At 72.6% G+C, this 21,166-nt stretch carries 19 protein-coding genes; 8 read left to right on the forward strand and 11 right to left on the reverse strand.

What is annotated here, in order from left to right; all coding sequences use genetic code 11:
* Positions 1 to 226: 226 nt before the first annotated feature.
* From ACIBFB_RS25800 to ACIBFB_RS25840, 9 genes are all read right to left on the reverse strand, one after another.
* Positions 227 to 1,075 (reverse strand): sugar phosphate isomerase/epimerase family protein, encoded by an 849-nt coding sequence (locus tag ACIBFB_RS25800; protein ID WP_397234488.1) that lies wholly within the window; start codon positions 1,073 to 1,075, stop codon positions 227 to 229.
* 16 nt (positions 1,076 to 1,091) lie between these two features.
* A complete protein-coding gene (locus ACIBFB_RS25805; protein WP_397234490.1) occupies positions 1,092 to 1,997 on the reverse strand; it encodes a sugar phosphate isomerase/epimerase family protein in 906 nt (301 codons plus the stop codon).
* Positions 1,994 to 2,941, reverse strand: coding sequence for an NAD(P)-dependent oxidoreductase (locus ACIBFB_RS25810; protein ID WP_397234492.1), 948 nt, complete (start codon positions 2,939 to 2,941; stop codon positions 1,994 to 1,996). The genes ACIBFB_RS25805 and ACIBFB_RS25810 overlap by 4 nt, the downstream gene beginning before the upstream one ends.
* A gap of 4 nt (positions 2,942 to 2,945) precedes the next feature.
* The gene (locus tag ACIBFB_RS25815) at positions 2,946 to 4,178 is read right to left on the reverse strand and encodes a Gfo/Idh/MocA family protein (protein WP_397234494.1); all 1,233 of its coding nucleotides are present in this window, start codon (positions 4,176 to 4,178) and stop codon (positions 2,946 to 2,948) included.
* A 35-nt stretch (positions 4,179 to 4,213) separates the two neighbouring features.
* The gene (locus ACIBFB_RS25820; protein WP_397234496.1) at positions 4,214 to 5,017 is read right to left on the reverse strand and encodes an HpcH/HpaI aldolase/citrate lyase family protein; all 804 of its coding nucleotides are present in this window, start codon (positions 5,015 to 5,017) and stop codon (positions 4,214 to 4,216) included.
* Positions 5,014 to 6,990 carry a 3D-(3,5/4)-trihydroxycyclohexane-1,2-dione acylhydrolase (decyclizing) gene (iolD, locus tag ACIBFB_RS25825; protein ID WP_397234498.1) on the reverse strand — a complete coding sequence of 659 codons (1,977 nt, stop codon included), beginning with the start codon at positions 6,988 to 6,990 and terminating at the stop codon, positions 5,014 to 5,016. Before iolD ends, ACIBFB_RS25820 begins: the two co-directional genes overlap by 4 nt.
* A 70-nt stretch (positions 6,991 to 7,060) precedes the next feature.
* Entirely contained in the window at positions 7,061 to 8,503 is a 1,443-nt protein-coding gene (locus ACIBFB_RS25830; protein WP_397234500.1) for an aldehyde dehydrogenase family protein, read from the reverse strand.
* A gap of 401 nt (positions 8,504 to 8,904) precedes the next feature.
* Positions 8,905 to 9,411, reverse strand: coding sequence for a hypothetical protein (locus tag ACIBFB_RS25835; RefSeq protein ID WP_397234502.1), 507 nt, complete (start codon positions 9,409 to 9,411; stop codon positions 8,905 to 8,907).
* Positions 9,412 to 9,639: 228 nt separating this feature from the next.
* Positions 9,640 to 11,412: a PhoX family protein gene (locus ACIBFB_RS25840; RefSeq protein ID WP_397234504.1), complete on the reverse strand. Its 1,773-nt coding sequence runs from the start codon at positions 11,410 to 11,412 to the stop codon at positions 9,640 to 9,642.
* A 177-nt stretch (positions 11,413 to 11,589) separates the two neighbouring features.
* Here ACIBFB_RS25840 and rpmG point away from each other — a divergent pair, with 177 nt between their 5' ends.
* The 4 genes from rpmG to ACIBFB_RS25860 all read left to right on the forward strand — a co-directional run bounded on the left by rpmG (position 11,590) and on the right by ACIBFB_RS25860 (position 14,822).
* Positions 11,590 to 11,754, forward strand: coding sequence for a 50S ribosomal protein L33 (gene rpmG, locus ACIBFB_RS25845; RefSeq protein WP_075924714.1), 165 nt, complete (start codon positions 11,590 to 11,592; stop codon positions 11,752 to 11,754).
* Positions 11,755 to 11,773: 19 nt separating this feature from the next.
* Positions 11,774 to 12,016 (forward strand): type B 50S ribosomal protein L31, encoded by a 243-nt coding sequence (locus ACIBFB_RS25850; protein WP_397234507.1) that lies wholly within the window; start codon positions 11,774 to 11,776, stop codon positions 12,014 to 12,016.
* Between the two features lie 55 nt (positions 12,017 to 12,071).
* Positions 12,072 to 12,242 (forward strand): 50S ribosomal protein L32, encoded by a 171-nt coding sequence (gene rpmF, locus ACIBFB_RS25855; RefSeq protein WP_397234509.1) that lies wholly within the window; start codon positions 12,072 to 12,074, stop codon positions 12,240 to 12,242.
* A gap of 189 nt (positions 12,243 to 12,431) precedes the next feature.
* Positions 12,432 to 14,822: a flippase-like domain-containing protein gene (locus tag ACIBFB_RS25860; RefSeq protein WP_397234511.1), complete on the forward strand. Its 2,391-nt coding sequence runs from the start codon at positions 12,432 to 12,434 to the stop codon at positions 14,820 to 14,822.
* A gap of 18 nt (positions 14,823 to 14,840) precedes the next feature.
* On the opposite strand, the gene ACIBFB_RS25865 is transcribed toward ACIBFB_RS25860, so the two are convergent.
* Entirely contained in the window at positions 14,841 to 15,623 is a 783-nt protein-coding gene (locus ACIBFB_RS25865) for a hypothetical protein (RefSeq protein ID WP_397234513.1), read from the reverse strand.
* 179 nt (positions 15,624 to 15,802) lie between these two features.
* Between ACIBFB_RS25865 and ACIBFB_RS25870 the strand changes: the two genes are divergently transcribed.
* The gene (locus ACIBFB_RS25870) at positions 15,803 to 16,159 is read left to right on the forward strand and encodes a hypothetical protein (protein WP_397234515.1); all 357 of its coding nucleotides are present in this window, start codon (positions 15,803 to 15,805) and stop codon (positions 16,157 to 16,159) included.
* A 4-nt stretch (positions 16,160 to 16,163) separates the two neighbouring features.
* On the opposite strand, the gene ACIBFB_RS25875 is transcribed toward ACIBFB_RS25870, so the two are convergent.
* Entirely contained in the window at positions 16,164 to 17,960 is a 1,797-nt protein-coding gene (locus ACIBFB_RS25875) for an acyl-CoA dehydrogenase (protein WP_397234517.1), read from the reverse strand.
* A gap of 147 nt (positions 17,961 to 18,107) precedes the next feature.
* Here ACIBFB_RS25875 and aroQ point away from each other — a divergent pair, with 147 nt between their 5' ends.
* The 3 genes from aroQ (at position 18,108) to ACIBFB_RS25890 (ending at position 21,134) form a co-directional block, all read left to right on the forward strand.
* The gene (gene aroQ, locus ACIBFB_RS25880) at positions 18,108 to 18,575 is read left to right on the forward strand and encodes a type II 3-dehydroquinate dehydratase (RefSeq protein ID WP_397234519.1); all 468 of its coding nucleotides are present in this window, start codon (positions 18,108 to 18,110) and stop codon (positions 18,573 to 18,575) included.
* A 69-nt stretch (positions 18,576 to 18,644) separates the two neighbouring features.
* Complete coding sequence (locus ACIBFB_RS25885; protein ID WP_397234521.1) at positions 18,645 to 19,991, forward strand: TIGR01777 family oxidoreductase; 1,347 nt, start codon at positions 18,645 to 18,647, stop codon at positions 19,989 to 19,991.
* 414 nt (positions 19,992 to 20,405) lie between these two features.
* Positions 20,406 to 21,134, forward strand: coding sequence for a Crp/Fnr family transcriptional regulator (locus ACIBFB_RS25890; RefSeq protein WP_397234523.1), 729 nt, complete (start codon positions 20,406 to 20,408; stop codon positions 21,132 to 21,134).
* Positions 21,135 to 21,166: the final 32 nt, after the last annotated feature.

Raw genomic sequence — 21,166 nt, forward strand, 5'->3', positions numbered from 1 at the left:
TTCGTTCTGGAAGAGTTCGACCAGGAACTCGTGTTCGATGGTTGGCACGACGGGGACGTTACCGAACGTGACGGGACGGGGGCGGCGAATCTCGAGAACCCACAGGAATCGACTGCCCGAAAAGGTCCGGTGCCTTTTCCGAATACCCGTGAACCGTTGCCGGGTGCACGGCGGGACGAGGAAAGGGGGGCGAGACCGCGGTCTCGCCCCCCTTTCCCCGGCCGCTCTACTTCAGCACCGCAACGGCGGAGCGATACGCCGCTGCGGCGGCTTCCCGGACCGGGAGCGAGCGGTGCGCGTCGGAGAGGATCTCCACTCCCCAGGGGCCGGACCATCCTGCGGCGCGGAGCGCGGCGATGATTCCGGGCAGGTCGAAGCTGCCCTCGCCGCACAGTCGGCGACGCCGGACGGTGTCCTCGAAGAGCGTGCCGACCACCTCGCTGTCCGCGTCGTCGAGTTCCACGGCCACGATGCGTGACGCGGGCACACGCGCCAGGTCGGCCGGTGGTGTGAGGGCGCGTTCGGTGTGCCAGACATCGATGACGAGGCCGCCCGCGGGGTGGCCGGCGGCTTCGACGAGCCTGAGCGCGTCGTGCACTGTCCTGATGTTGGACCAGGGCAGGAATTCGATCCCGAGCCGAACGCCGGCACCGTCGGCCTGCTCCGCGAGCGCGGCGAACTCCCCGGCCCAGCGATCGAGGTCCCACGGCCCGTCCTCGACATCGGGACCGATCTTGATGTGGCGTGCCCCGAGTGTCTCGGCGGCCCGTAGGAGGTCCCGGCGTACGGCGTCCGACGCGGCACGCCGGGGCCCGTCGGTCCACCAGTCGGTCAGGAACTCCAGTTCCACGTGAACGAGTCCGTTGTCCTCGAACAAGGTTCGGATGCCCGGGAGCCCGTACTCACGCTCGGCCTCCACCAGGTCCGCGTACAGCAGTCCGAAGCCCCTGAATCCGGCGGTCGCCGCCGCTTCCACCCGCTCCCGCAGCGTCAACGGGCTGCGCTCGTCGGGCCGCCCGGGAGCGGAGTCACCCGCGGTGGTCCAGCACGTGGCCACAAGGTCCTCAACAGCCATCTCTGCTTCCTTTCACTCAGCCGGAGTCGCGAAGGACGGAGCGCAGGTGCTCGGCACTGGCCCACACGTCCTCGACCGGTCCCCTGGCGGTGGGCTCCTCCGTGAGGACGGTGTCCTGTTCCAGGACGTACCATCCGTCGTAGCCGCGGCTGGTCAGGTGGGTGACGATGGCCTCGACGTCGACGTCGCCTGCTCCGAGGGGCCGGTACATGCCCTCCCGAACGGCCTCGGTGTAGGTCAGACGGCCCGACTGGACCTTGGCGGCGAGCGCGGCGTTCACGTCCTTCATGTGGGTGTGGGCGATCCGCTCGGGCGCCTGGCGGGTCAGTTCGGCGGGGTCGGTACCGCCGATGAGCAGGTGGCCGGTGTCCAGGCACAGGGAGACCGCCGAGTCCTCCAGGACTCGCCGCACCTCGTCACCGTTCTCGACCATGGTGCCCACGTGCGGGTGCAGGACGGCGCGGACACCGTGTTCGGCGGCCAGGGCGGTCAGCCGGTCCAGGTTGGACAGCAGGAGTTTCCAGCCCTCGGCGTCGAGTTCGGGGCGCGTGTCGTAGCCGTCGAGGCCGGTGACCGCTGACAGTACGAGGGTGTCGGCGTTGGAGGCGGCGTAGCCCTCCAGGAGCCGTTCCACCTCGGGCAGCGGGTCGTGTCCGGCCACGTGCAGCAGCAGCGGGGTGAAACCTCCCACCGCCTGTAGGCCGTGGCGGGCCAGGGCCCGGGCCATGGCCTGGGGCTCGGCGGGCAGGAAGCCCTCGGGGCCGATCTCGGTGGCGGCCAGGCCGATCTCCCGCATCTCCTTCAGCACACGCTCGGGCGTGAGCTGGTAGCCCCAGTCCGGAACCTCGCACACGCCCCACGAGATGGGTGCTCCGGCGATTCTGCTCGTCTGCCTCTCGTCGTTGTGCGGGGTGGTGGTCATGACGTTGCCTTTCGGTGGTTCTGGGCGGGGTTGGCGACCGCGGCGGGCGGGCGGCCGGCGAGGACGTCCGCGACGCCGTGGGCGGCGTCGGCGAAGGTCAGGGCCATCGCTCGGCGCGTCATACCCATCAGGTGCGGTGTGAGGACGACATCGGGGTGGTCGAACAACGGGTGCTGGCGGGCCGGTTCGGGGTCGAAGACGTCGAGGCCGACACCAGACAGTCGACCCACCTCGAGAGCGGCCAGGGCCGAGTCCAGGTCGAGCAGTCCGCCCCGGCCGCAGTTGACGAGGACCGCCCCGGGCTTCACCAGGGACAGGAGCTCCTCGTTCACCAGATGCCGGGTGTCCTCGTTGAGGGGCACGTGAAGGGTGAGCACGTCACTCGCCCCGGCCAGCGCGCCGAGATCGGGGCAGGCGATGTCGGCGGGCGGCGGGTTGACCGGATCGTAGGCGAGGGTACGCATCCCGAACGCCGCGGCCAGTTCGCCCACCCTTCGGCCGATGCGCCCGTAGCCGACGATGCCCATGGTGGCGCCGTCCAGGTCGCCGACGGGCACGGAGGACCGCTCGTTCCAACGGCCCTCCCGGACGAGGTCGGTCAGCGGGCGCAGCCGCTTGGCCAGGTGCAACGTCATGGCGAGGACGCCCTCGGCGACGGCTCGGCTGCCGCTGCCCGGTGTGACGACCACGGGGATGCCGCGGGCGGAGGCCGCCGCCAGGTCAACCAGGTCCACGCCCACGCCGGTGCGGGCGATGACCCGCAGCCGCGGCGCTCGATCCAGGAAGTCCTCGTCGACGTGCCGGTCGGCGCGGACGATGGCTCCCTCCGCGACCGCGAGGTCGTCGGGTGTGGGATCGGTGACGAAGCTGACCTCGTCGCCGAGGATGTCGCCGACCGCGTCGGAATCGACGGGGCCCAGGGCCACCACGATGCGCTGGGACATGTGATCACCTCCGGACCGGGTGGTCGAAGGTCGCCCCGGCCACCTCGGGCACCGGACACCATGATCCGCTCTCCGCGGAGGCGGCCGCGGCCGCGATGACCTCGGCGACGGCGTGCGCGTCCTCGATTGTGGAGTTGTGGCGCTCCAGGCCGATCACGGCGGCGAGGAACTTCTTGGCCTCGACGACCTTCAGGTCGTCGTAGCCCATGCTGTTGCCGGGGCCGGGCTGGAAACGTGCGTAGTCGCCCATCCGGCCGTTGGCGAGCACCGTCGTGTAGCCCTGGTGGGGGCCGCCGCGGCCGAGGGCCACACGGAGTTCGTTCATACGCTCGAAGTTCCAGGTGACCGAGCCGTCAGTGCCGTAGACCTCGAAACCGACACCGCACTGCGGACCGACGATGGTGCGCGACGCCTCCAGTGTTCCCACGGCGCCGGCACTGTGGGAGCCCGGCGCGAAGCGGACGAGGGCGGCGGTGTAGTCGTCGTTCTCGACCGTGCCCGTCTCGCCGTCCTCGATGACCGCGAAATGGGTCCCCGATCCCATGGGCAGGATGGGGCGTTCGGTGTAGACGGTGCTGGTCAGCGCGGAGACCTCGCGGATCGGGGCCACGACGTAGCTCACCAGGTCCACCACGTGGCTCATCAGGTCGCCCAGCGCACCGTGGCCGGCAAGCTCTCTCTTGAAGCGCCAGGACAGGGCGCCCCTGGGCTCGGAGGCGTAGCCGGAGAAGAAGGTGGCGCGCACGTTGGTGATCCGTCCGAGCCTCCCCTCGGCGATCAGTTGGCGGGCCCGCTCGACCGCCGGGGCGTGGCGGTAGTTGTATCCGATAGAGGTGACCACCCCGGCTTTGCGGGCGGCGGCGGCGACCTCGGCGGTTTCCTCGGCGCCACGTCCGACGGGCTTCTCGATCCAGAACGGCTTGCCCGCGTCGGCGGCCGCGGTGCCGATTTCGTGGTGGAGCACGTTGGGCGCGCAGATCGACACGATCTCGACGTCCGGGTCGTCCAGGACGGCGTGGTAGTCGGTGTCGGCCTTCTCGTAGCCCAGGGTGTCACGGGCGTACGCCGCCCGGTCCGGGGCGGTGTCGGCGGCGTGGACGAGCCGGGGCTTGAGGCCGAGTTCGGGGTAGAGGGACGGCAGGGCCTGGTAGGCGCGGCTGTGGAGTCTGCCCATCCAGCCGACGCTGATGAGCCCGACACCGATCTCGCGGGCGGCGCCTGGGGTTGTTTCAGCCATGAGCGTTCATCTCCTGCGGAGTATGTGAGGCGGTGTCAGTTCTCTGTCCGGGCCCGGCCGAATTCGGCCGAGAGGGCGGCGGCCAGCACGGTCGAGTCGGAGCCGATGGCGAGGAAGGTCCAGCCCTCTGCTCGCTTGGCGGCGGCGGTCGCACCGTCCGGCACGAGCAGCCCGCACGCCTTGCCGTGTGCGGTGGCCGCCTCGCGTACCCGCTTCAGGGCATCCTGGTAGACGGGGGCGCCGAACTCGCCGGGCACACCGAGGTCGTGGCTCAGGTCGCGGGGTCCGACGAACAGGACGTCGACGCCGTCCAGGGCGGCGATCTCCTCGACCTTCGCCAACGCGCGCGACGATTCGATCTGGACGACAGCGAGGGTCTCGTCGTCGCGGTCCAGGGCGGCGGGGTCGAGCCCGAATCGGCAGGCCCGGTTGTACGTGGCCACGCCTCGGTCGCCCGTGGGCGGATAGCTCATGTGCCGTAGCGCTTCCCGCACTTCGGCCGCCGTGTCCAGACGCGGCAGCATGATCCCGGCGGCGCCCAGGTCCAGGACTCGGCCGATGCGGATCCGGGCCGCGGACTCCACCCGGACCACGGTCGGCACGCCGTAGGCTCCGGCCGCGGGTACGACGTCCCGGACCTGTTCCTCACCTCCGGCGCCGTGCTCGAGGTCGAGCAGCAGCCAGTCGGCTCCCGCCGCGGCACAGACCTCGGCCGTGACCGGGGATGCGGTGCCGACGAAGATGCCCAGGGCGGTCCCTCCGGTGACGAGGCGGTCCCGCAGGCGGCCGTGGTCGAGGGGGGACGGCGGGGCCGTGCTGGTCGTCGTGGTGCCGCTCATCCGTACCACCTCTGGGAGGTCAGGCCTTCCTCGTATTCGGTGCGCAGTCGTGTGCCCGTCTCCTGCTCGGAGACCTCGGCCGGGGCGACGTCCCACCAGGCTCCTGCTCCGGGCAGGTCGGCGTGTGGGATCACCGGGACGACGATGACGACGGGTCCGTCGTGGCCACGGGTCTCGGCCAGGGCGGAACGCACCTCGTCGGCGGTGGTCGCACGCGTCGAGCGGGCCCCGAGTCCCGTCGCGATCTGGACGAGGTCGACCTGGAGGTAGTCGCCCTCCAGCCGGGCCGACTTGGTGTCGCCGCTGTCCTGCGCGATGCGCAGGCCGCTCTCGCGGTAGCGGAACTCGTTGCCGAACTCTCGCCCGCTACGCACCATCTGCAGCCGGTGGATGACCTGGTAACCGTGGTTCTCGGGGATCACGACCGTGAGCGGGAGCCGTTCCTGGGCGGCGGTGACCAGCTCGGTCGGCGCCATCAGGAATGTGCCGTCGCCCAGCAGGGACAGCACCCGCCTGGCGCGATCGGGTTCGGCGAGCCGTACGCCGATCGCGGCGGGCAGTTCGTAACCCATGCAGGAGAAGCCGAACTCCAGGTGTGCGTGACGGCCCTCGGTGGCGTCCCACACCTTCAGCAGGTCGCCGGGCGGACCGCCCGCTGCGGCGATGATCGTGTCACCCGGCTGAGCGTGCTCGTGGAGCAACCCGATCAACTGGCCCTGGGTGAGGACGGCATCCGTGTCGGGCACGACGTCGGAGTCCTCGGGCAGTGCCGTGAGGTCGAAGGGCGTGTCCGGGTCCAGGACGGCGGCGCGCAGTTCACACCACTGCTCGTCCAGGGTGCGCACCTTCTCCCGCCAAGACGCCGACGTGGTCGTGCCGCTTTGACGGACCGCCTCGGTCAGCGCGGCCAGTGCCCGCTTGGCGTCGGCCACGATGCCGGTGGCGCCCAGACGGCCCGCGTCGTCGACGTTGACGTTCACGCTGGCGAAACGCACGTCCGGGTTCTGGAAGAGGGAGTGCGAGGCGGTGGCGAAGTCGGTCAGGCGCGAGCCGACGGTCAGGACGAGGTCCGCTTCGCGCGCCAGGGCGTTGACGGCCGGAGTGCCCTCCAGGCCGATGCCTCCCAACCGCCACCATGCACGGCGCTGGACCGCTCCCTTGCCCGCGAACGTCTCGGCGACCGGAATGCCCGCCGCGTCGGCGAGGGACTCCAGTTCCTCGGTGGCGCCGGAGTACACCACCCCGCCGCCGGCGATGATCAGCGGCTTCTCGGCTTCGGCGAGCATCAGCCCCACCGCCGCGACCTCGTCGGCGTCCGGCGCCGGACGCCGGATCGGCCAGTCCCGCTCGGCGAGGAACTCCACCGGGAAGTCGTGGGCATGCGACTGGATGTCCTGGGGGAGGGACACGACGACGGCGCCGGGGTCCACGCTGGTGAGCGCGCGCATCGCCGCGGGCAGCACTGTCAGCAGCTGCTCGGGCCGGGTGACGCGGTCGAAGAACCGGGCGACGGGCCGAAAGGCGTCGTTGACGGAGGCGTCTGCCTCGACGGGGTGCTGCAACTGCTGTAGGACGGGCCCTTGGCGCCGGGTCGCGTAGGTGTCCCCCGGCAGCAGCAGGACCGGCAGCCGATTGACCGTCGCCAGGCCAGCGCCGGTCACCGTGTTCAGAGCGCCCGGCCCGATGGAGGCGGTCACGGCCAGTGTCGCATGGCGGCGTGTGGCTTTGGCGTAGGCGGTCGCCGCGTGGACGAGCGCCTGCTCGTTGCGGCCCTGGACGAACGGCAGGTCATCGCTGAGTTGGTCGAGCGCCTGCCCGAGCCCGGCCACGTTGCCGTGGCCGAAGATGCCCAGCACGGCGGGGATCAGACGGCGACGCTCGCCGTCGGCGACGGAGTACTGGCGGGAGAGGTGGGTGACGACCGCCTGCGCGACGGTGAGCCGCACGGTGCGCTCTCGCGTCTGGACGCTCATGTGTGGATCTCCTGGTCGACGGGTGCCGCGGCACGCGGGCCGCGCGGGAGTGGGTGGAGGAGGCGGACGGTCACCACGGTCGGCCGTGCAGCACGACGGTCTTGGCCTCGGTCATCTCGGCGACCGCCGCACGCGGCCCCTCCTTGCCGTAGCCGCTGCCCTTCAGACCGCCGTACGGCATCAGATCCGCGCGCCACAGCGGCGTCCAGTTGATGTGCACGGAACCGGCGTCGATCTCCCGTACCGCCTGGACGGCTCCGGCCACGTCGGAGGTGAACACCCCCGCCCCCAGCCCGTACGCCGTTCCGTTGGCCTGCGCGATGGCGGACTCCCAGTCCACGGCGGAGCTGACGGCAACGGCCGGGCCGAACAGCTCCTGCTGGCTGAACGGGGAGTCGGGGTCCACATCGGCCACGACGGCGGGGCTCACCACGGCCCCGTCGCGCTCACCGCCGGTCAGCACGCGTGCGCCGTCCGCCCCGGCCCGCGCGATGGCCCGTTCCACCCGCTCGGCCTCGGCCGCCGTGATCAGCGAGCCCATCGCCGTCTCCGGGGACGAGGGGTCCCCGGTCCGGATGGCCTCGACTTTCGGGACGAGGGCGTCCAGGAAGTCGGCCGTCACGTCGGGATGAGTGATCACCCGCTGCACGGAGATGCACACCTGCCCGGCGTTGACGTACCCGCCCAGCGCGACGGCGCCCGCGGCGAGTTCGATGTCGGCGTCCGGTAGCACGACGACGGGGCATGAGGCGCCCAGTTCGAGCGACAGCTTCTTCACCCCGGCGACCCGTGTGATGTGCTCGCCGGTGGTCGTGGAGCCGGTGAAGGAGATCTTCCGCACCCGGGGATCGGAGACGAGTGCGTCCCCGAGTGCCCCACCGGAGCCGACGAGGACGGAGAGCACACCTTCGGGGAGCCCGGCATCCACGAAGCACTCGGCGAGCGCCAGCGCGGTCAGCGGGGTGCTGGAGGCCGGCTTGAGGACGACCGCGTTCCCGGCAGCCAACGCGGGAGCCAGCTTGTGCAGTACCAGCAGCGCCGGGTAGTTGAACGGGGTGACGGCCACCACGACACCGCACGGCTGGCGCATCGTGAAGCCGACCTTGTCCAGGCCGGTGCCGTGGTTGGCGTCCAGTGGCAGCGTCTCTCCGTAGAGCTGAGTGCCTTCGAAGGCCGCCAGTCGGATCAGTTCTCCGGAGCGCGACGCCTCGGCGCTGGCCTCCGTGATGGTCTTGCCCGATTCGGCGCTGATGGTTTCCGCGATGCCTGTGGACCGCTCGTCGGCCAGTTCAGCGGCTCGCGACAGAATCCGCATCCGCTCATGAGCTGGCGTACGGCGCCATACTGCCGCCCCTCGCTCTGCTTCGGCCAGGGCGGTGTCGACGTCGTCAAGCGCGGCGAGCGCCACGGTTCCCACGGCCGAACCGTCAAAGGGCGATGTCACTTCCCTGGTCCGGCCTGGTTTCGCTGACGCTCGCCATCGGCTTCCGATGAGCAGTTCCGCGGACACCATCGCCCTCTCCCTTCAGGCGCCGTCTGAACTGGACCGCGGCTCGCACAGGTGCTCTCACGCAGCCAAGGGATCACCGGGCAGCCGACGGCCAGGTCCTTTACCTGGGTGCAACGGTAGTTCGGTCCTGCGTGCCGCTGAAGGAGCAGAAACCGTCATTTATCCATCATCAGCCCATCTTTTTCATCGCCGGTTCGTCCGGGACTGCAGCGTGACCCGGGCACGGGGTGCTGGTCGGATCGGCCCTGCCCCACGGCCCGGGGTGGTCGAGGGCCACGTCGACCGGCTCAGGACGCTCGAACGCCGGATGCACGGGAGAGCGGATCCCGACTTGCTCCGCGAACGCGTCCCACCGGCCGCCTGACAGCGGCACGGCCGCGATTCACCGGGCGAGGACCCAGGGGTCAGGATCGGCGGTCGTGGCGCTGGGCGGCCAGAGCCCTGGCCTGGTACCGCTTCGTCCCCACGGCCAGACCGATCGAGAACACCGGTCCCGCGACGAGGAACCCGGCCCCCTTCACCACGGCCCACGGCCAGGAGTAGTCGGCTGTGTAGGCGGTCGGTCCGCTGGCGCCGGTGTCCAGACGCACGTCGTCGACGGGGGGCGGCAGGGGATCGCCGGAACCGACGTGCATCGCGTCCCTCAGGTCCACGTCCTGGCGGGTGATCGTACCGTCGTCACTGGTGAACGTCCCCTCCAGGGCGCAGCCTCCCCGACCGCACGTCCTGTCCACGGGCGTGAACGTGCCCACCGGTCCGGTGGCCAGTGCGTCGCGGCCGGAGAGGCCGTCGGTGACGAAGTACAGGCCGACGGCGATGGTGAACACGGGGAGGACGGCGATCATCGCCCAGACGAAGATCCTGCTGACACAGCCCATGGGTGCGGGGGCCGCGGGCGTCGTGGAGTTCATACCGGTGAGACGTCGCGAGGCGCGGAGGGGTTCCCTGAGCGCCTCTCGTCCTGGAGGCGAAGGCCAGGGACCGCACACGCGTCGCGCGGCGCCGGGTGCGGTCGGCACCCGGACCTCCCTTCCGGAGCGGGGCGCCGGGTGTCCGGAGCGGACACGGGGCAGTCCTGGGCGCCACCCGACCGGGGTCGGGTGGCGCGCCCGGCGGGATGCGGCTCCGGGCGCCGGAGGTCAGGTGCCGATGATCCCGCCGTCCTCGCGCCGCACCGCCACGACGGCCGAGCGGGGCCGGCCTCCGCGGTCGTGGCCCGGCCAGTTGCTCACCGCCCTGGGGTCGGCCGCCGTCGGGTCGCCCAGCGGCGATCCCGACCATCCCGGTCCCATCACGGTCACGAACAGCGTGCGCTGGTCCGGCGCGGTGCTGACCCCGGAGATCCCGCTGCCGCGCGGTCCGGTGAGGAACCTGCGGATCCGCCCGGACCCGGGGTCCGCGCAGAGCAGGGCGCTGTTGCCCAGGGCGGCGCGCTGGTCGTCCGTTCCCAGGCGCGGGACGTCGGTCGTGATCCACAGTCGGCCGCCGTCCCCGAAGTGGACGCCGCCGGGCGCGGCGAACGCCGCCCGGTCGGCGTCGTCGGCGGTGTCGGGCCGGGCGAACTCGCGCCAGCTCAGGACGGTGGCCCCGGCGTCGCCCGCCCCCTCGGTCCACGCCAGCACCCGGCCGCCGCCGTCCGCGCGGGCCTCGGGCACGTACACCTCTCCCGTCTCCGGGTGCACGGTCGGCCGCCCGGGGGCGCGGAGTTGGGCCGCTCCCACGGCGAGGGCCGCCTCGCGCGTCCTCAGGAGCACGTCGGCCTGGTCGCGGAAGCCCTCGGCGAGCCCGTCGACGCCGTGTTCGAGCCGGAGCCACCGGCCGGTGCCGTCCCTGTCGAAGCGGGCGACGTAGAGCGTCCCCTCGTCCAGCGGGCTGGCGGTCGCGGTGTGCGCCTCCCGCCACGGGTGCTCGCCCACGAACTTGTACACGCGCGCGTCATCGGTCATGTAGACGACCGCCCGGCCGCGTGACTCGGTGACCGCGGCGCCGTTGAGCGCGAGTCGGCCCAGGGCGGTGCGTTTGACGGGGGGCGTGACCGGGTCCCAGGGGGAGATCTCCACCGTCCACCCGAAGCGGTAGTGCTCGTCCGGCGTCGCGGCCAGGTCGAACCGGGGTTCGTGCCGGTGCCAGCCGTAGGGAGACCTGTCGTCGGTCAGTCCGTAGCAGCGGTGGATCCGGGAGGGGCGCCATCCCCGGTCCTCGGTGCCGAAGGCGTCGGCGAGGGTGTTCTCACCGGTGAGGTAGGTCCCCCAGGGGGTGACCGCGTGCGCGGCGCCGCCGAGGATCCCTCGTGCTCCCGCGCCTCCCGCGATGGTGTCGTGTCCGTGCAGGGGGCCGGAGAAGGTGACGTGCGAGGACGGGGTGATCCGCCGGTTGACGTCCGCTCCCACGACCTGCCAGCGGCCGTTGGAGAACCTGACGCGCAGGACCGTCGCCCCCAGGGAGACCATCTCCTTGGCCGTGCGCTCGGGGGTGGCGGCGCGTCCGCCGTCGGCGTGCAGCAGCACCGGGTCGGCGGCGGCGTGGTTGATCACGAGCAGTCCGCTGCGGGCGCCGTCACGGCTGGGGTTGACGGGGAAGTAGTGCAGTCCGGAGTGCCCGGTCCCGACCTGGAGCCGGGCCTCGGCCGAGGGGTTGGAGGCGTCCGGCCGCCACTTCGGGCCGAAGGAGTGCAGCGGCGCGCCCCAGGGGGCGATGACCTGCGCGGTGTAGCCGCGCGGGACGGTGACCCCGTCGTCGCGGCCGATGGGCACGGGGGTGAAGGTCACCTCGGCGCCGTCCGCCGGCGCCGCGTGGGCCGGGGAGAACGGGATCCCGGCCAGTGTCGCGGCGGCCAGTGTGCCCAGCCCGGCACCGGTGCGCAGAGCGGCCCTGCGGCTGAGGTGCGCGTCGTCGTTCGTGTGGTGAGCCATGGCCCTCTCCTCGTCCCGGAGCGCCATCACTCCGGCCCCGAACCCTGCTTTCCGTGATGAGAGAAGCACACTCGGTCTCGAATCGGGCGCACGTCGCGCCCGATCTGCGTGTCGTCCAAGATGGGAATGAAAACGGTTATCATTATGTTCCAGTGACGAGCTCCGAAGGAGGCATCCATGGCACGCAACGACGTCCGACCCGTCGTCAAACTCCGGTCGACCGCCGGGACCGGCTACACCTACGTCACCCGCAAGAACCGCCGCAACACCCCGGACCGCCTGGTCCTGCGCAAGTTCGACCCGCGCGTCCGCCGACACGTCGAGTTCCGCGAGGAACGCTGACCCACCGCCAGGAGGCGACATGAAACCCGGAATCCACCCCGAGTACCACCCCGTGGTCTTCCGCGACCGCGCGGCCGACTTCGCGTTCCTCACCCGGTCGACCGCCACCAGCGCGAAGACCATCGCATGGACCGACGGGCGGACCTATCCGCTCATCGACGTCGAGATCTCCAGCGCCAGCCACCCGTTCTACACCGGCACCGCCCGGGTCGTGGACACCGCCGGACGCGTGGAGCGCTTCAACCGCCGCTACCAGCGCTGACCGCGGGCGCGGGGGCGCCGGCCCCCGCACCGCACCCCACAGGAAGGACCCTCCGATGGCCGTACCCAAGCGCAGGATGTCCCGCGCCAACACGCGCACCCGCCGTGCGCGGTGGAAGGCCGCCAAGCCCGAACTGGTCCCCGTGACCATCGGCGGCCGTGACCACCTCGTCCCCCGCCACCTCGTGCGGGCCTACCGGCGCGGCCTGCTGCCCGCCCCCGACTAGGCGACTCCGGTTCCCCGGGACGGGCCCCGGGCCCGTTCCCGGACGGGGCGGCCGATCCGGGCCAGGCCGCCGGACTCCGGCCCGCCCGGCGTGCCAAAGGAGCGCTTCGGCGCCCCAATCGGCACGCCGACCGCGAAACGCCCCGTCACGTGGTCGGCGAACCACCACCAGTCGGGCACTCTGGGGGTCGTGACCACCCCGACCCACGCACAGGCCCCCAGCCCGGGCCCCCGCACGGCGCGCGCCCCGCGCCGCCCCGTCGACCTGCTCGTCGGCACGGCCGGGCTGCTCGCCGTCGCCGCGATCCTGCTCGCCGTCCGCGTTCTCTCCGACGGCCAGCCGGTCACCGGGCCGGCCGAACTGCGCGCGCTGCTGCCCCTGGGGCTGCTCCTCCTCGTCGCCGTGGGCGCCAACCTCCTGCTCATCGTCCTGGTGTGCTTCGTCGTCCTGCGCACACTGCTGCACGGCCGCATGCGCGACCTCGCCCGCGCCGTGACCGCGGCGGTCAGCGCCTACGCCCTGGCGTCGTTGATCAACGCCGCTCTGGCCGCGCTCCTGGGCTCCCGCGAGGTGCTGGACACCCTCACCGGCATCCCCGACGACGTCTTCACCAACGCCACCCTCGGCTACGTCGCCGCCGCCATCGCCTTCGCCCGCACGATGCCCACCGGCCAGCCCCGGGTCCGGGCCCTGCTGTGGACCGGCGTCGTCCTCGTGGCCGGGTGCGCCCTGCTCGCCCTGGTCACCAGCGTCCTCGCGCTCGTGCTGACCGTCCTGGTCGGCCTCGTGTGCGCCGCGCTGGCCCGCTACGCCGTCGGGGCGGGTCCCGCACCGCGCGTGGAGGGCCGCATCCACGCCGAGATGCACCGGTTCGGCATGACCACCACCGACATCCGCCAGGCGGGCGCCGACGACGAGGGCAACCCGCGCCATGTCGCCGACCTCGCCGACGGCACCCGCGTCGAACTGGCTCTCATGAGCTCCGAGAACACCGCGGGGTTCTGGCGGCGACTGCGCGACCTGATGCTCCTGCGCGGCCCCGTCGCCCCCCAGATGCTCTACGGTGTGCGCCGCCGCGCCGAGCACGCCGCGCTCATGAGCTTCTCGGCCCGTGCGGCGGGCGTCACCGTCCCCCGCGTCCTCGCCGTCGGCGAACTCGGCCCCGGCACCGTCATGCTGGCCCGCGAACTCCTCCCCGTGCGCACCCTCGACACCCTGGACGAGGCCGAACTCACCGACGACCTGCTCGACCGCTGCTGGTCGGCGCTGGGGGCGCTGCACCGCCGCCGCATCGCGCACGGCAACCTCAGTCCGGCCGCCGTCGGCGTCCTCGACGACGGGTACGGGACCGTGGCCCTGACCGGGGTCGACCGGGGCGCCGTCGCCGCGCACCAGCTCAAGACCTCCCTGGACACGGCCGCCATGGTGACGCTGCTCGCGCTGCGGGTCGGGCCCGAGCGCGCCGTGGCCTCGGCCGTGCGCGCCCTGGGCGTCCCCGCGATCGCCGCCGTCCTGCCCCTGTTCCAGGCCGCCGGGCTGCCCTACCCCCTGCGCGAGCGCGTGCGCGGGCGGTCGGAGCTGCTCAGCGACCTGCGGGCGCGCGTCGTCGAGATCGCCCCCGAGGCGCCCGCCGCCCCCGCTCGGCTGGAACGGATGCGCCCGCGCACGATCGTCAGCGTCATCGTGGCGACCGTCGTCGGGCTGGTGCTGGTCTACCAGCTGGCCGGCGTCGACCTGCGGGGCATCGGCGACGCCGACCCGGGGTGGACCGCCGCGGCGTTCGCCATGGCGACCCTGTGCATGGCCGCGGGCGCGATGGTCCTCATCGGCTTCGTCCCGATCCGGCTTCCGTGGTGGCGCACGGTGCTGGTGCAGTACGCGGGCTCGTTCGTGCGGATCGCCGCGCCCGCCGGACTGGGGTCGATCGCGGTCAACAGCCGGTTCGTGGTGAGGGCGGGCGCGCCGACGCCGCTGGCGCTGTCGGCGGTCGGCCTGAGCCAGCTCGTCGGTTTCCTCGTGCACGTGCCGCTCCTGCTGGTGTGCGCCTACCTGACCGGCACCTCCTACTGGACGGGCTTCACCCCCTCGCCGACCGTCATCGGCGTCAGCATCGCGGGCACGGCCGCCGTCGGCGCGGTCCTGCTGCTGCCCGGACTGCGGCGGGGGGTGGCCGAACGGGTCGGGCCGTATCTGCGCGGCGTGCTGCCCCGGCTGTTGGACACCCTCCAGCGCCCGGCCGGCCTGGTGCTCGGCCTGGGCGGGACGGTGCTGCTGACCGCGGGGTTCGTGCTGTGCCTGTACTTCTCGGTGCTCGCCTTCGCCGGGCCGCGGACGGGGGTCAGCCTGGTCGCGGTCGCGGTGGTCTTCCTGGCGGGCAACGCGATCGGGTCGGCCGCGCCGACCCCCGGCGGTCTGGGCGCGGTGGAGGCGGCGCTGATCGGCGGCCTGACCACCGTGGCGGGGGTGCCCGCGGCGGTCTCCCTGCCAGCGGTGCTGCTGTTCCGGGTGCTCACGTTCTGGTTCCCGGTCCTGCCCGGCTGGGGGGCGTTCTCCTACCTGCAGCGCCGCGAGGCCGTCTGAGCGGTTCCGGCGGACGCCTCAGGCCCCCTCCTCCAGGGTGTCGACCGCCCGGGAGAGCACCGACTCGAACTCCGCCGCCGCCTCCGCGCGGGCCTGGTCGGCGAGCTCCCGGCGCTGCTCCCCGACGCAGTCGGTGTCCGCCGGGTCCTCGATGCAGGCGTCGACCAGCTCCGGCGTCGAGACCTCCGGGGCGGGGTCCAGGTCCAGGGACATCAGGACGAAGTACACGTCGCCCACCTGCCCCCAGGCCGCCCGGGAGAACAGGTCCACCCCGTCGCCCGTCAGGCTCATCGCGAACATGCCGCCGCCCTCGGGCAGGGACGGAGACCCCTCCGCGGTCAGACCGCCGTGCGCCTCGAACGCTTCCGTGGCCACCGTCGTCTCCGAACACCGTTCGAGCAGCTCCGACCACCCCGGGACCGCGGCACCGCCCTCGGGGAAGTCACCCGAGACCAGGACGTAGGTGTACACGAGGGGCGGTGCGGAGGCGGTGGCGACCTGTCCGGCGCCCTCGACCGCCCCCACCGGCAGCGCCGCGGCGCCGCCGTCCACCGCGTCGGCGCACTCCGCGGGCTCCACCCGGTCGAAGGACGCCCCGGACACCGCGGTCCCGTCGAGGTCGGCGAGGTCACCGGTGTCGACGGTCTGGACGGTGAACCCGGTGGGGTAGGCGTCGGCGCCGAGCAGCAGCGCGTCGAGGCGGTCGCTGGCGTCCAGGTCGGGCGGGGGAGCGCAGCCGACCGCCGTGACGAGGGCGGTCAGGGACAGCAGGGGGAGGAACACGCGGCGTCGCGAAGGCATGGCGGACTCTCTGCGGGGGTGTCGAGGGTGCTCGCCACGGTCCGACGCGGGGCGGGCACGCGAAGTTCCGCCCTGCCGGAGATCGGGAGAAAATCCGTTGCCGACCGGTCGGCGCCGTCCTAGCGTCGTCCCGAGTCGGAGCGGACGCCGACGACCGCCGACACCGTGAAGGAGACCCCGTGATCCCCGGCCACTGGAGACCGCACCACCGCGAGGAGGACGGTGAGCTGCTCGGCTACCTCGTCCCCGACGAGCGGGAGCGGCACGTGCCCGTCACCCCCTTCGGCTATCCGATGGGGGAGCCCGACGACGAGCACGCCGCCCGAGCGGTCCTGGACTCCCACGGACTGGGCTACCTCGCCGACCGGTGGCTGCTGTCGGTGCCCGACCAGGACACGCCGATCAGCGTGCGCATCGTGGAGGTCTCACCGCGCCGGATGCGGGTGGCCAACGACGACGTCGGCTACGAGCGGGTCGCCCTCGGGCACGTCTTCGTCCTGGACGTGCCCGAGACCGGTCGGCTCCGGCGCGCCTGAGCCCTCAGAGCACGTCCGGCGACACGTCCAGCACCGTGCGGTCCCGCGAGGCGACCAGGTCGAGCCACGGCCCGGTGCGGGGGAGCTCGTGCCGGAAGAAGTACGCCGCCGCCGCGCGCTTGCCGTCGTAGAAGGCGCCCTCGCGGCCGTGCGCCGCGACCAGCTGCTCCAACCACAGCCACGCGACCACCACGTGCCCCGCCGCCTCCATGTAGGGGGTCGCGTTGGCCAGCGCCACGGCGGGGTCGCCGTCCGCCCACGCGTCGGCGGCGGCCCGCGCGACCCGGTCCAGGGCTCCGGCCAGGCGCTCCGCGTACTCGGCCTCGGCGCCGCCGAGCCCGCGCGCCCGCGCGACGGTCTCCCCGGCGGTCTCCAGGAGCACCCGCAGACGTGCGCCGCCGTCCAGGACCGCCTTGCGGCCGAGCAGGTCCAGCGCCTGGATGCCGTGCGTGCCCTCGTGGATCGCGTTGAGCCGGTTGTCGCGGTAGTGCTGCTCCACGTCGTACTCGCGGGTGTAGCCGTACCCGCCGTGCACCTGGACGGCCAGGCTGTTGGCCTCCAGGCACCACTGGGACGGCCAGCTCTTGACGATCGGCGTGAGCACGTCGAGCAGCAGGCCCGCGCGGTCGCGCTCGGCGTCGCTCCCGGCGCTGGCCGCCTCGTCGACCAGCCGCGCGCAGTACAGCACCAGGGCGAGCGCGCCCTCCACGTAGCTCTTCTGGGCCAGCAGCATGCGGCGCACGTCGGTGTGCTCGATGATCGGCACCTGCGGCCGGGTCGGGTCCTTCTCGCCGAGCGGGCGCCCCTGGAGGCGTTCCCGGGCGTAGGCCAGCGACTTGAGGTAGCCGGTGTAGCCGACGGCGGCCGCGCCCGCGCCCACGCCGATCCGGGCCCCGTTCATCATGTGGAACATGCACCGCAGACCCTCGTGCGGCCTGCCGACCAGGTAGCCCACGGCGCCGGGGGAGCCGCCCGGGGTGTGCGCCCCCTCGCCGAAGTTGAGCAGCGCGTTGACCGTGCCCCGGTAGCCCATCTTGTGGTTGATTCCGGCCGGGACGACGTCGTTGCGCTCGCCGATCGACCCGTCCGCCCCGACCAGGTACTTGGGCACGACGAACAGCGAGATGCCCTTGACCCCGGGCGGGCCGCCGGGCAGCTTGGCCAGCACCAGGTGGACGATGTTCTCCGTGAGTTCGTGGTCGCCCGCCGAGATCCACATCTTGTTGCCGAAGATCCGGTAGGTGCCGTCCCCGGCGTCCTCGGCGCGCGTGGCGATGTCGGCGAGGGAGCTGCCCGCGTGCGGTTCGGACAGGCACATCGTGCCGGTGAAGCGGCCCTCGACCATGGGCCGGACCCACGTGTCGACCTGCTCCGGAGTGCCGTGCGCCAGCAGCAGGCGGGCGTTGCCCGCGGTCAGGAACGGGTAGGCGGAGGTGGCCAGGTTGGCGGCCTGGAAGTAGGCGCTGCAGGCGCTGGCGACCACCTGGGGGATCTGCGCGCCGCCGACGGAGGCGTCCATGGACATCGACATCAGGCCGGTCTCGGCGTACACCTCCAGGGCCTTGCGGACCTCGGGGATGACGTGGACGCGTTCGCCGTCGAACCGGGGTTCGTCGGCGTCGCCGGCCTTGTTGTGCGGGGCGAAGTGGTCGGTGGCCACCCGTTCGGCGAGGTCGAGCGCGGCGTCGAAGGTCTCTCGGGAGTGCTCGGCGTACCGGGGGCGCTCGGCGAGCGACTCCGCGTCCAGCCACTCGTACAACAGGAACCGCACGTCGCGCGCGGACAACAGGGTGGATGCCACGGCCGCCTCCTCAACGATGTCAACCGACTGGTCGGTATGGTAGCCGCTCCGGGGAGCGCGGAACCGACCGGGGTCCTCGCGCGCCGGGGGCGACACCGCAACGCCCTAGGCTGAGGGGATCCGACGACCCTGGAGGAGAACCCGCCCATGACCGACGCCCACGACCACGCGCGCACCGTCCTGCTGCTCAACGGCCCCAACCTCAACCTCCTGGGCACGCGCGACCCCGGGCAGTACGGCACCGCCACCCTGGAGGAGGTCGAGCGGCGCGTGGTCGAGCTGGGCAAGGAGTTGGGCGTGGAGGTGGTGTGCGCGCAGAGCAACAGCGAGGGCGCGATGGTCGACCACGTCCACTCCGCGCGCCACTGGGCGGGGGTGGTCCTCAACCCGGGCGCCTACGCCCACTACAGCATCGCGCTGCGCGACGCGGTCGACGCCGTCGAGGCGCCCGTCGTGGAGGTGCACATCTCCAACGTCTACGCCCGCGAGGAGTTCCGGCACACCTCCGTGACCGCCCCCGTCGCCGCGGGCTACGTCGCCGGGTGCGGGGTGTTCGGCTACGAGCTGGCGCTGCGCGCGGTCCTGCGGCGCGACGCCGAACGCCGCTCGCGGTAGGGGGCGCGGGTCCCACCCCGCGAGGCGGCGGCGGGTTAGCGTGGCTCCAGGGCGAGAGCGAGGAGGGTCATGGTCTTCCGGTATTCGAGCGTGGTTCCCGCGCCACGGGACGAGGTCTTCGACTGGCACACCCGCCCGGGGGCGTTCGCCCGGCTCGCGCCGCCCTGGCAGCCGTGGCGCCCGGTCTCCGAGGCCGACTCCCTGAGCGACGGCACCACCGTCCTCGCCCTCCCCGGCGGGGTGCGCTGGGTCGCCGTCCACCTGCCCGAACGCTACGACCCCCCGCGCCGGTTCGCCGACCGACTGGTCTCCCGCCCCCTGGCGCCGCTGCTGCGCTGGACCCACGTCCACGCCTTCACCGCCGAGACCGACCACAGCACCCTGGTCACCGACCGGGTCGCCACCACCCTGCCGGACACCCTGCTGCGGCCGGTGTTCGTCTACCGGCACGCCCAGCTCGCCGACGACCTCGCCGCGAACGCGCGCGCCCGCGCCTGGCACGACGCCCCGGTCACCGTGGCGGTCACCGGGGCGAGCGGGCTCGTGGGACGCACCCTGTGCGCGCTGCTCACCACCGGCGGGCACCGGGTGGTCCGCCTCGTCCGACGCGCGCCGGAGTCCCCCGACGAGCGCTGCTGGAACCCCGAGTCACCGGCCCCGGGCCTGCTCGACGGCGTGGACGCCGTCGTGCACCTGGCGGGGGAGCCGCTGTTCGGACGGTTCACCGAGGCCCACCGGGCCGCCCTGCGCGACAGCCGCGTCGGTCCGACCCGCGCCCTGGCCGAGGCCGCCGCGGACGCCGCCGACGGTCCCCGCGTGTTCGTCAGCGCCTCGGCGATCGGCTACTACGGGCCCGCGCGCGGCGACGAGGTCCTCACCGAGGACAGCCCGCGCGGCGACGGCTTCCTCGCCGACCTGGTCGCCGACTGGGAGGAGGCCGCCCGCCCGGCCGCCGAGGCGGGCCTGCGGTGCGTCCAGGTGCGCACCGGCGTCGTGCAGACCCCGGCGGGCGGCGTGCTGGGGGTGCAGTACCCCCTGTTCGCCGCCGGACTGGGCGGACGGATCGGGGACGGCCGCCAGTGGCTGTCCTGGATCGGGGTGGACGACCTCGCCGACGTCTACGTCCGCGCCGTGCTGGACGGGAACCTGTCCGGACCGGTCAACGGGGTGGCCCCGAACCCCGTCCGCGGCGCCGACCACGCGCGCGCCCTGGCCGCCGCGCTGCGCCGTCCCGCCGTCCTGCCCGTCCCCGGCTGGGGACCGGCCCTGCTGCTGGGACGCGAGGGCGCCCACGAGGTGGCCCTGGCTGACCAGCGCGTGGTCCCCTACCGGCTGCGGTCCGCCGGGCACGAGTTCCGGTACCCCGACCTGGACGGCGCGCTGGCCCACCTGTTCGGCCGCCACCGGCCCGGCTGAGGCCCTCGGTCGAATGGCCCGGTGGATTCCGGTGGAACATGTGTTCCCTACCGGTTCGGGCTGTTATTCGGAGCAGTTCCGAGGTTGGCGCTCCGGTCTGGCTTTCCTCACCGCCGGGGATGGTCTTCTTTGCTTCAGGGTGAGAAAGCGCGGTGCGGGCGAAGAACCCCGTCGGTCACACTGAACGTCGTTCTTATCTGCCGTTCCGCTCTTCCCTTCCCCGGTCACCGTGCGCGTGTTTCGGATCGGAAAAGGGGGGAAGAGTCCCTTTTCTCCTGGTGGGAGTCGGATGGCGCCGCGGCGAATGCCCGCCTTGATCGCGGGCGCGTGAATTCCTACTCTGCCAGTGCCGTCCCACCGTTTCCCGTTGGCGGATCGGTGGGCATCCCCCGTTCACGACCCCCCGGGAAGAGCATGCGCGAGCGAGTCACGTACACCGGTCCCTGGCCCGAGAACAGCCTCCTGGAATCACTGGACGACAAGGCGCGTGACGACCTCCTCGCCCGCGGTCGAGGTCGCCAGTACCAGGCGGGTGAAGTCATGGTGCGCCAGGGGGCCACGGACACCCACGTCGTGGTCCTCATCGACGGCTACGCCAAGGTGACCGCGAGCGGCGAGGAGGGGACGACCACCTTCCTCGCGCTGCGCGTCGGCGGAGATCTCATCGGCGAGCTGGCGGCCATGGACGACAACCCGCGCATCGCCACAGTCACGGCGGGGGGCGCGGTCGCGGCACGCGTTCTCGACAGGGCCGAGTTCCACCGGTACCTGGAGGTCCACCCGGAGGCGTCACTGCGCCTGGGCTCGTCCATCGCGATGAAGCTACGGGGAGCGGTGAACAAGCTCGTCGACTTCCACGGACGGGACATCCCGGTCCGGGTCGCCCGCGTCCTGTGCGAACTCGCCCTGAAGTACGGCCGCGGGACCCCGGCGGGCATCGAGCTGTCGGTCTCGCTGACCCAGCCGGAGCTGGCCGGTCTCGTCTCGGCCTCCGAGCCCGCCGTCCACCGGGCCCTGGCGACCCTACGCAGGGACGGGGTCGTCGCCACCTCCTACCGGCGGTTCCGGATCCTGGACCTGTCCGCCCTCGCGCACATCGCCGGAATGCCTGGAGATCCCCACAAAGTCATGTCAAACCCATAGAACGATGAGGTTTCGGTCTCCGGTTCCGGGTT

Source organism: Nocardiopsis sp. NPDC050513 (genome assembly GCF_044457925.1).
GTDB lineage: Bacteria > Actinomycetota > Actinomycetes > Streptosporangiales > Streptosporangiaceae > Nocardiopsis.